Below are 9,707 nucleotides of genomic sequence, written 5' to 3'. Positions count from 1 at the left end.
AATGAGAATAACCCCTGTTCGGAACACTGCTGTTGTTGCGGATAAAGGGCTTTTTGCCCCTCTGAGTATGCTGGTTGCCGCTCTGGTATTAAGTGGTTGTGGCACCATCAAACCCACGCCTATGACGCAGGATGAAATCAGTGCGCGAGTCCGTGAAGATCGCGCAGCGATGTACCGTGGTCAGGAATCGATCAGTCAGCCTCTGACGTTGTCGGACGCGATGGCCCGGGCCCTTAAATACAACCTCGATTACCGTCTGAAGCTGATGGAAACCACGCTGGCCCGCAGTCAGCTGGATCTTACCTCGCAGGATATGTTGCCAAAACTGATGACGGACGCCGGTTATCGCTGGCGTAATAACGATTCCGGCGGTACCAGCGTCGGCATCGACGATCGCGTGGTCAGTTTACGACCTTCCACTTCAGAAGAGCGCCGGCACTCGCTTGCCGAAGCCACTTTCTCCTGGGATGTGCTGGACTTCGGTCTGAGTTATTTCCGCGCCCGCCAGCAGGCGGACGAAGTGAATATTGCCGAAGAACGCCGCCGCAAAGTTTTGCAAAACATCGTGCAGGAAGTCCGTGACGCCTACTGGCGTGCGCTGGGGGCACAGCGTTTGCTGGGTGAAACCGAACCGTTGGCTGACCAGATAGCCTCGGCGCTGACGAAAACCCGCGAAGCAGAACAAGGGGGAATATTGCCACCGGTCGAGGGGCTGGAATACCAGCGTGCTCTGCTGGACGCCATGACGACGCTTAATCAGAAGCGTCAGCAGATGGAGATGGCCAAAAGTGAGTTGCGCGCACTGATCAATGCCCCGCCGGGCAGCCAGATCGTCCTCGAAGATCAACCGCGACCGTTGATTGCGGTGCCGCAGGACGTCAATAAACTGGAACAGATGGCCCTGGAGCGTCGACCTGAGCTGCGTGAGGAAGATTACAAAGCGCGTATCGACAGCTACGAAACAAAACGTCAGATTGCCTCACTGCTGCCGAACCTGAATTTGTTCGCCGGTGTTAACTATGATTCTAACGATTATTTGTACAACGACAGCTGGGTGCAGGGAGGCGTCGGCGTGTCGATGAACCTGTTCAAGCTGCTGAGCATTCCGGCCATCAATAACAACAACGATGCGCGCAAACAGACCGATGATGCGCGGCGTATGGCACTGAGTATGGCGGTATTGACTCAGGTTCGGGTCTCGGTCGAACGTTACAAACTGGCAGTGTACGACTTCCAGATTGCCGATCAGTCCGCGCAGGTGGATCAGCGTCTGGCCAGTATTTCTCAGGTGGGTTCCGATAACTCGCTGACCAGCGATCTGGAAACGCTGCGCACGCAGGCGCGTTCGATAGTGTCCCGCTTCCAGGCGGCCGGGTCTTACGCCGAAGCGCAAGCCGCGTATGGCAGAGTACTGAACTCGGTGGGGATTGACCTCCTGCCAGAACACATCATGCAAACCGATGTTGCCAGTCTTTCGCGGGAAATATCATCCAGTCTGGCCCGTGAGGAAAATAACGTCTACACCCGCGATAGTGCGGGAGTGGCGCAATCGCAAAGCGTGCAGGTATCGATACTTCGCGTACCGAAAGGCGTTGATCGCAATGCCGTACTGAGCGCGGTCAAACAAGTGATTGCCGCCAACCAGATGACGCTCAGCGACGATCCGAAAAGTTTACGTCTCGAAATGCGTTTCAGCATGCTGGCCAGCAATACGGCCCGAAAAGGGCAGTGGACGATGACGTTGATTGACCATGACGATAATGTGCGCATGACGCGGGAATATCAGAGTTATTTACCTGAGATTCCGGACACCCGAGCTCTCAGCGCGCTTGCCCAGGCGGCGGCGCTGTCGGCAACGGACGATATTCAGCGCATCAGCGGCAGCCGTGCACAACGGATGACGTTACCGTAATTTCAGGCTAAGGATTTTTATGAAGTGTTTTATCTTGGTGCTGAGCGTTATCGCCAGCGCTGTGTTTTTTCCGGCGCATGCGCAGGAGTCTGATACGCAATCCAGTCCGGTGCGTTTTCTGGTGCAGGCAAACCAGGAGAGCCCGCTGTCGAGCGTCGTGGCCGGGCGGGTGGCGAAAGTCAACGTCCAGCTTGGTGATCTGGTGACCAGCGGTAAAGCGCTGGCCAGCCTTGACTGCAGCGATCTGACCGCACGTAAAAATGCGGCGCAGGCAGAATATCATGCCGCACAGCTGCGCTATGAAGCTAAGGCCAAGCTGCAGGGGCTAAAATCGGCAGCGCAACTGGAGGTTGGGCTGGCGGCGGCGGAAGTTGACCGCACCAAAGGGCAGATGGCTATTTTTGACGCCCAGCTGGCACAGTGTCGCTTTGTTGCCCCCTTCAATGGCCGCGTGGCGCGCATTTATGTGAAAGAGGGACAGGGTGTCGCAGCCGGTGCGCCGGTGATTGATTTGGTCGGCAGCGGCACACCGAAAGCGCGGCTTAACGTGCCATCGGGCTGGATCGGCTGGTTGAAAACCGGGGTTAAACTTAATGCTACGGTCGGTGAGACACATAAGCAGTATCCTCTGACTATTACCCACATCAGCGCGCGTGTGGACGCCGTCAGCCAGACCATTGAAATCGAAGCCCGCTTCCCTGACGGGACAAGCGATGTATTGCCGGGAATGAGCGGGCAGGCGGTGCCCTTATGTGACGCTAAAGAAGTCACCTGCCCGAAAACGGCTAGCGGGCCATGAGTGTCAGCACCGCTTTTTACCGCCTGTCTGCACGGATCGGACAGGTTCAGGGGATTAACGAACTCGGGTTCGTTATCTGCAACGATACCCTTCAGCTGGTGAATTACCGTCAGGCGGCGCTGATGCGCATCACCGGCGTGAAACAGGCGCGCCTTTTCGCCCATTCAGGCCTGAGTGATACCGATCCTAATACCCCTTACGCACTGTGGCTGGCGGAAGTCAGTGCCGAAATTGCGCCACAATGTCGCGAATTGAAGCAAGGGGCGCGGCTGCTCCCGCTTTCCCCCGAGATGCTCAGTGAACCGCTTCGGGCTGCCTGGCAGGAGTGGTTACCGGAACATGTGTGGATATTTCCGCTGACCGGACCGCAAGGTGAACTGCTGAGCATATTGTTGATTGGCCGGGATGAGCCCTGGCCCGGTACGCTGACGCCTGACTCTGCCGAATTTGCGTTACTGCAGCTGTGCGGGTTGTACGGCTATGCCTGGTGGGCACTGGCTGCGCGGCCATCCCGCCTGACTCGCCTCTGGCAGCGCAGCGGGGGTAAACGTCTGCTTTGGGCAGTGTTATTGCTGCTGGTAATTTTCTGCATTCCGGTGCGTGAATACACTCTGGTGCCAGCGGAAATTGTATCGCTTGAAAGTGAAGTCATCGCCGCCCCTGAACAGGGCGTGATCAACCGTATTGTGGCGCTGCCTAATTCAGCGGTGAAAAAGGGAGACGTATTGGCGCAGATGGACGCCACGACATTGCAGAGCCGGCTGGCCGTCGCTCTCGCTGAGCTCGCAACAGCTGACACAACGCTGCACCAGACCACGCAAAAAGCCATTGAGGATCAACTTGCCAAAAGCGATCTGGCGATGGCGGAAGGGCGTTGGCGTGAAAAGCAGGTCGAGGTAGCTTCCCTGCGGCGTGAACTGGATAAACTGACTATCCGCGCGCCGCGTGACGGCGTCTTTGTCTATTCCGACCCTGATGAATGGGCCGGGCGACCTGTGCAAACCGGCGAACGCATTGGCCTGCTGGCCGATCCGACCAAGCCCGGCGTGCGTGCGTGGGCACCGGTCAGCGAATCGACCAATCTGAACTCAGGTGCGCCGATGACGGTGTTCCTGAAAGTCGCCCCCCTTAGCCCTCTCACCGCAACGCTTGATTACGCCGGTTATCAGACCGTCGAAGCACCCAATGGTGTGGCGAGCTATATTTTACGGGGGACCCTGACCGGTGATCAGGCTGAGGCACGTATTGGCTTACAGGGAACGGCGCGCATCTCCGGTGACTGGAAGGCGTTGGGTTATCTGTTGCTGCGTCGCCCTATTGCCACCGTTCGTGCCTGGAGTGGCTGGTAATGGTGGGAGAAGTTCAGGCTGCCTGGCCGTTGCTGCGCGATGAACTGCAATTGTGTGCAGCGGGGAATAACCGGGACGGTTCACCGGCCTGGCACCTGAATGACCCGGTGCGCAATTTGTGGTTTCGTCTGGGATGGCTGGAAATCGAAATGCTGAAGTACTGGCCACTCGGTGATCCGCAGGCTATTGCCCAGCAGATCGGTCAGCAGACGACCCTGCAGGTCGAGGGCAGTGACGTGGAGGCATTTGCTGCCTTTTTACAGCAGCAACAGTTGTTGCGCACTGCCCGTTATCGTCCGGTCAAAAGTCCCTGGAAAACGCTGCTGCACAGCTATTTATTCATCCGTATTCCGCTGATTCATCCAGGTAAACTACTGCAACGCTTACTGCCATGGGTGAGCTTTTTATTCACTCGAACATTTCTAAAACTTACTGCTGTGATCGGCGTTCTAGGAATGATACTTGCTGCGCGCCAGTGGGATGATGTGGAAGCCAGGGTGCAGAATCTTGTCAGCTGGCACGGTGCGGTGGGTTTTGTTATCGCGCTCATTTTTTCAAAATGCTGGCATGAGATGGGACATGCGCTAACCGCCACGCGCTATGGTGTGAGGGTGGGGCACATGGGCGTGGCATTGCTGGTCATGTTGCCGATGGCCTACACCGACACGGGGGAAAGCTGGAAGCTGAGCCGTTCGCGACAGCGCTTCAAAATTGCCTGTGCCGGGATTGCTGCGGAACTTGTGCTCGCTGCCTGGGCGACGCTGTTTTGGTCATTTGCTCCCGAAGGGGCGGCCAAAAACGCCTTATTCTTCCTTGCCACGTCGGCATGGGTAATGACGGTGGTGGTGAATGCCAGTCCGTTTATGCGTTTTGACGGTTATTACATTCTTTGCGACTGGCTGGATTTTCCTGGAATGCATGAGCGTGCCGGAAACTGGGCAAAACGCGCTATGCGCTGGCATTTGCTGGGCATAGAGGATCCTGCCCCGGATAACGTTTCGCCTGGTTTTGCACGCTTTCTGACTCTGTTCGCTTTCGCTGCGTGGATTTATCGTCTGTTGCTGTTTGTGGGGATCGCTGTGGTGGTTTATCACGCTTTTTTCAAGGCACTGGGCGTGCTTCTGTTTTTAGTCGAGATAATGACATTTGTGGTACTTCCTATGATCAAAGAAGTCAAAGTCTGGTGGCAGCGACGCCGAGAAATACGTCGCTTGCAGGGACTGCGCATCACCTTGCTGCTGTTGGTAACACTCGCTATCTTGCTGGTGCCATGGTCGCGTTCGGTGACGATGAATGGCGTGATTGACGCGGCGGTGACGCAGCCTGTCTATACGCCATTCGGGGCGCAAATGACACGCGTGCTGGTGCACGAGGGGGAAAAGGTGAAAGCCGGGCAGGTTCTGTTTGAACTGGATGCACCTTTGCCAGAAACCGATGAGCATCGGGCCGTTGCCATGCGTAATGCGTGGGAAGTGAGTGCACGGGGTGCTCTGGGGTTGGAGAAGGAGAGTGCGGCGAAGCAGGTCATCGCGGAAAGGATGGTGCAGCAGTTTGCTCTGCAACAGTCGGCTGGCAGCCTTGAGATGCGGCGTTTGCGGTTGGTGGCAACCAGCAACGGCGTGGTGCAGGATCTGGACATGACACTTCAGCCAGGCAGTTGGATTTCGCCTAATTCGCGGATCGCGACGGTGATAAATCCACATGGTTGGCGCGTTGACGCACTGGTGGGGGAAGACGATCTCCAGCGCCTTGAAACCGGCGCTCAGGCAAAAGTATTCCTTCCGGGAAACTGGCAACCGCTGGAAGGCAAGGTCGTCTCGATTGAATACAGTGCGGTCACCCGGTTGCCGTCTCTCGCCATGGCGAAAAATCACGGTGGTGACCTGCCACTGAATCCGCGTACGCCGGCGAAAGAGCTGAAGCCGGAAGATGTCTGGTATCGCGTAACCCTTTACGGTGAAACGCAAACGGCGTCCATTGCCCGCGAAACGCCGGTCAGCTCAGTAGTACAAAGCGCCCGGCAAAGTCTGGCCCATCGCTGGCTCAACAGCGCCATGCTGATGCTGATTCAGCAAAGCGGCTTAGGGAAAGAAGGATAAGAGCAATCAGCGCTTATCCCTCTGCCTTAGCCGGAAGCGTCTGATTTCCCTCACCTAGCGCACGCTGCATAAAGACCGTATCCAGCCAGCGTCCGTGTTTGAACCCCACCGAGTGCAGTGTGCCCGTGACGCGAAATCCGGCGGCCAGATGCAGGCCAATTGACGCGTTATTTTCGCTATCACCGACATTGGCGATCAGCTGCCGGTAGCCGTGGGTATCCGCCCAGTCTATCGCGCGGCGAATCAACGCTTTCCCCGCACCGCGTTTCTGAAAATTGGGATCGATATAAATCGAATCCTCCAGCGTATGCCGGTAAGCAAAGCGCTCGCGGTAATGCCCGAGATAGCAGTAACCTTTTACTTCCCCGTCCTCCAGCACCACCAGCCAGAGCAGCCCGGCGTCTTTAATCTTCTTCAGGCGCGCGGACATTTCTTCTTCGCCCGGAGGCTGCGTCTCGAATGACGCGGTTCCATGAATAACGTGCCAGGCATAAATTTTCTGCATTGCGGGAACATGTTGTTCATCCGCTTCAATAATTTCCATTCCTAGTGCTCCGTGGAGGGGGACGACGCGAGACAACTACTTTTTGCGATAACAGGGCATAAAGGCAAATTGTTTCTTGCTGTTATAAGTAAAACATATGGATAACGTTTCCTGAGGGTAAACAAAGAGCGGGATGCTCCCGGCAATCCGCATTATTCCTTGTATAGACTTTTTTCTTCTTACCGATGCTTTTTCGTTTTTTAATCCGCCAAAGTCTTCCTGCTATAGTCAGTTCTTTGCTCATTAACGCTTATTTTTTAAGGATAAAAAGTGAAACTGACGACCTCTTATTTCCGGACCGGCGCTGCGGTCTTACTGGCGGGTTTACTGCTGGCGGGCTGTGATCAAAAAAGCAGTGATACGAAGCATATCAAGGTGGGTGTGATTAACGGTGCCGAGCAGGATGTTGCGGAAGTGGCGAAAAAAGTCGCCAAAGAGAAATACGGTCTCGACGTGGAACTGGTCGGGTTCAGCGGTTCTCTGCTGCCTAATGACGCGACCGATCACGGCGAACTGGACGCGAACGTCTTCCAGCATCGCCCGTTCCTCGAGCAGGATAATAAAGCGCATGGCTATCATCTGGTGGCCGTCGGCAATACGTTTGTTTTCCCGATGGGCGGATATTCGAAAAAAATCAAAACCATCGATGAGCTGAAAGATGGCGCAACCATCGCGATCCCTAATGACCCGACCAATCTGGGCCGCGCGCTTTTGCTGCTGCAAAAAGAAAAACTGATCACCCTCAAAGAGGGCAAAGGCCTGCTGCCGACGGCGCTGGATATTACTGAGAATCCTCACCATCTGAACATTATGGAGCTGGAAGGCGCGCAGCTGCCACGTGTGCTGGATGATCCGAAAGTCGATGTGGCGATCATCAGCACCACTTACATTCAGCAAACCGGATTATCGCCGGTGCATGACAGCGTATTTATCGAAGATAAAAACTCGCCTTACGTGAATATTTTGGTCGCGCGGGAAGACAATAAAGATGCAGAGAATGTGAAAGACTTTTTGAAGTCTTATCAGTCGCCAGAAGTGGCGAAAGCTGCGGAGAAAATCTTCAACGGCGGTGCCGTGCCAGGCTGGTGATGAAGGTGCCTGACAGGGGCTTTGCGCCGCCTGTCAGGCCACCGCGTTAAATCATTAACGCCGGTTTATTTATGCTGTTTCGCAAATTCTTCTTTCGCTTTCTTCAATTGCTGCTGGAAAGCATCGTTGGTATGCAGCGTGGCCACCACGGCGGAGCCGACGATACGAGCGGCATCCACATCGCTCTGCCAGTGGTATCCGCAAATCACGCGGCTCTGCCCTAAATCGTAACCGCGCTGGAGGATCTGATCCTGGCGCTGCGGATTGATTTCGGTGAGCACCAGCGCGGTCGCCCAGCCGATAGAGGTGTGGCCTGAAGGATAAGATCCATTCTTCGACAGCTTATCTTGCTCGGTGGTGTTGCAGGTCGGGACGCCGTAGAACGCAAACGGACGAATGCGCATGTACTTCTCTTTGGCCGAGCGCGTCGCCAGATCGCCCGCGTCTTCAATCATATTGGTCAGAAGTTTATGCAGCTCCGGCGTATCTTTCGCCGTAATCGGTGAACCGAACGCACCGGAGAAGGCATTTGCCACGCCACCACCACTCAGGTTCGCATCTTCAGCCGCCTGCTTGCCGCGTTCGGTCGAGCGCAGCAAGCGGCCCTGCTCATACATCGCCTGGTCGTTCAGAAATGCAATACTGCCAACCGCCGGCGGCGGCGGGAGCAGCGTCAGGCTGTTGATCGCCTGATCATTTTTCAGATAATAAAGGTCTGGTTTGGTGGTCGCATCGTTGCCGGCGAGGGCAAATGCATTGACAGAGAAAAGGCTGGCGAGGCAAAAAGTGGTCAAAGTCTTCATTAAAAGTTTCCTTACTTACGTCATAGATGTCATTACGAACTCATTTCCGTAACATTTCTTAACATGTGCAAGTAAAACAAATTTTTTGCAGAAAAGTTTGCGTGAGGTCTCATAATTCGGAATTTGTGGAGATAGCGTTTAATTAAGCCATTCCGCTACGCCACCGTGTCTTGAACAGGTTCCCCGGCGGTGCTGGCTGAAACTGTACGTGCCGTCCCTGCACTTAGCGGATGCGCCGTCAGGGGCATTTCCCGACCGGGTATGCGCCGGGCTGTGGACATCCTGCCCGTCCGAGTTTATGTAATCCCCTTGCTCAATGAGCTCATTATCCTGAGAGGCTGACGGAGAGTGCTGACTGGCAATGGCCGTGTTGAATAAAAGGGTTACTGCGAAAAAGATAAGTCCAGGCAAACGCATGATCTTACTGCATCCTTGTGATGAGTACTTTTGTCCAGTTGAGTTGGCGACGAGAGTACGCCTAATAACCACACAGACAATACTGATATTTAACCAGTGTCCGGATATGCGATTCCGACGTGAGGAATAAGAGAATTAATGACATACGGAGAGGATCAACAGGGAGTCGATTTATTCGCTGAGACAGCGGAGGAATTTATAAGGAGGTAGCAACGTTATGGTGTCCCCTACAGGAATAGAGTCTATCTATATGATATTGTTTTTATAGTGTTTTAATTTAAATCTGTTTATTTGTACCCGTTATTGTACCCATTTTTGAATTGATGAAAAACTTAGTAAGGAACATATCTTAGAGCCTTTGTATTTTCTGGTAACACTAACGCTACTCAAAAGTGACGTTAGTGGTTTTCGAGTCAGAGACTTACAAAGCAATTAAATTACTATTAATCAGAGTTAAGAGTTCATAATCCTGCGATATCTTTGTTGCAGCGCAGCTCTACCACCCTCCATGATATCGCATACTGCCTGCCTAACAGCCATATCTTGCAAGCCACCAATAGAAAGTATTTCAGATCTACCTCGTTTCTCACGAAGAGCTAAGGAAGGTGCGAATAAGCGGGGAAATTCTTCTCGGCTGACTCAGTCATTTCATTTCTTCATGTTTGAGCCGATTTTTTCTCCCGTAAATGCCTTGA

The 9,707-nt window shown here is 54.2% G+C and carries 8 protein-coding genes; 5 read left to right on the top strand and 3 right to left on the bottom strand.

The window, feature by feature from the left end; all coding sequences use genetic code 11:
• Position 1: 1 nt before the first annotated feature.
• Genes AC0Z7K_RS22075 through AC0Z7K_RS22060 form a run of 4 tightly spaced genes read left to right on the top strand, consistent with a single transcriptional unit; the run spans position 2 to position 6,159 of the window.
• Complete coding sequence (locus AC0Z7K_RS22075) at positions 2–1,912, top strand: TolC family protein (protein ID WP_485615956.1); 1,911 nt, start codon at positions 2–4, stop codon at positions 1,910–1,912.
• A gap of 19 nt (positions 1,913–1,931) precedes the next feature.
• Positions 1,932–2,711: an efflux RND transporter periplasmic adaptor subunit gene (locus AC0Z7K_RS22070; protein ID WP_485615955.1), complete on the top strand. Its 780-nt coding sequence runs from the start codon at positions 1,932–1,934 to the stop codon at positions 2,709–2,711.
• A complete protein-coding gene (locus tag AC0Z7K_RS22065; RefSeq protein ID WP_485615954.1) occupies positions 2,708–4,060 on the top strand; it encodes an efflux RND transporter periplasmic adaptor subunit in 1,353 nt (450 codons plus the stop codon). Before AC0Z7K_RS22070 ends, AC0Z7K_RS22065 begins: the two co-directional genes overlap by 4 nt.
• Positions 4,060–6,159, top strand: a complete 2,100-nt coding sequence (locus AC0Z7K_RS22060; RefSeq protein ID WP_485615953.1) for a site-2 protease family protein — start codon at positions 4,060–4,062, stop codon at positions 6,157–6,159. The genes AC0Z7K_RS22065 and AC0Z7K_RS22060 overlap by 1 nt, the downstream gene beginning before the upstream one ends.
• A 13-nt stretch (positions 6,160–6,172) precedes the next feature.
• On the opposite strand, the gene AC0Z7K_RS22055 is transcribed toward AC0Z7K_RS22060, so the two are convergent.
• Entirely contained in the window at positions 6,173–6,703 is a 531-nt protein-coding gene (locus AC0Z7K_RS22055) for a GNAT family N-acetyltransferase (protein ID WP_485615952.1), read from the bottom strand.
• A gap of 270 nt (positions 6,704–6,973) precedes the next feature.
• Here AC0Z7K_RS22055 and nlpA point away from each other — a divergent pair, with 270 nt between their 5' ends.
• Positions 6,974–7,792 carry a lipoprotein NlpA gene (nlpA, locus tag AC0Z7K_RS22050; RefSeq protein ID WP_413529243.1) on the top strand — a complete coding sequence of 273 codons (819 nt, stop codon included), beginning with the start codon at positions 6,974–6,976 and terminating at the stop codon, positions 7,790–7,792.
• Positions 7,793–7,857: 65 nt separating this feature from the next.
• Here nlpA and phoC read toward each other — a convergent pair whose 3' ends face one another.
• Together phoC and AC0Z7K_RS22040 are read right to left on the bottom strand one after the other, a co-directional pair.
• The gene (gene phoC, locus AC0Z7K_RS22045; protein WP_413529244.1) at positions 7,858–8,595 is read right to left on the bottom strand and encodes an acid phosphatase PhoC; all 738 of its coding nucleotides are present in this window, start codon (positions 8,593–8,595) and stop codon (positions 7,858–7,860) included.
• A 138-nt stretch (positions 8,596–8,733) separates the two neighbouring features.
• Positions 8,734–9,012, bottom strand: coding sequence for a DUF3761 domain-containing protein (locus AC0Z7K_RS22040; RefSeq protein WP_485615951.1), 279 nt, complete (start codon positions 9,010–9,012; stop codon positions 8,734–8,736).
• Positions 9,013–9,707: the final 695 nt, after the last annotated feature.

The sequence above is a fragment of the Rahnella sp. 1L-D-7-B-C2 genome (assembly GCF_057290995.1).
This window is presented reverse-complemented; position numbering and strand designations above follow the sequence as displayed.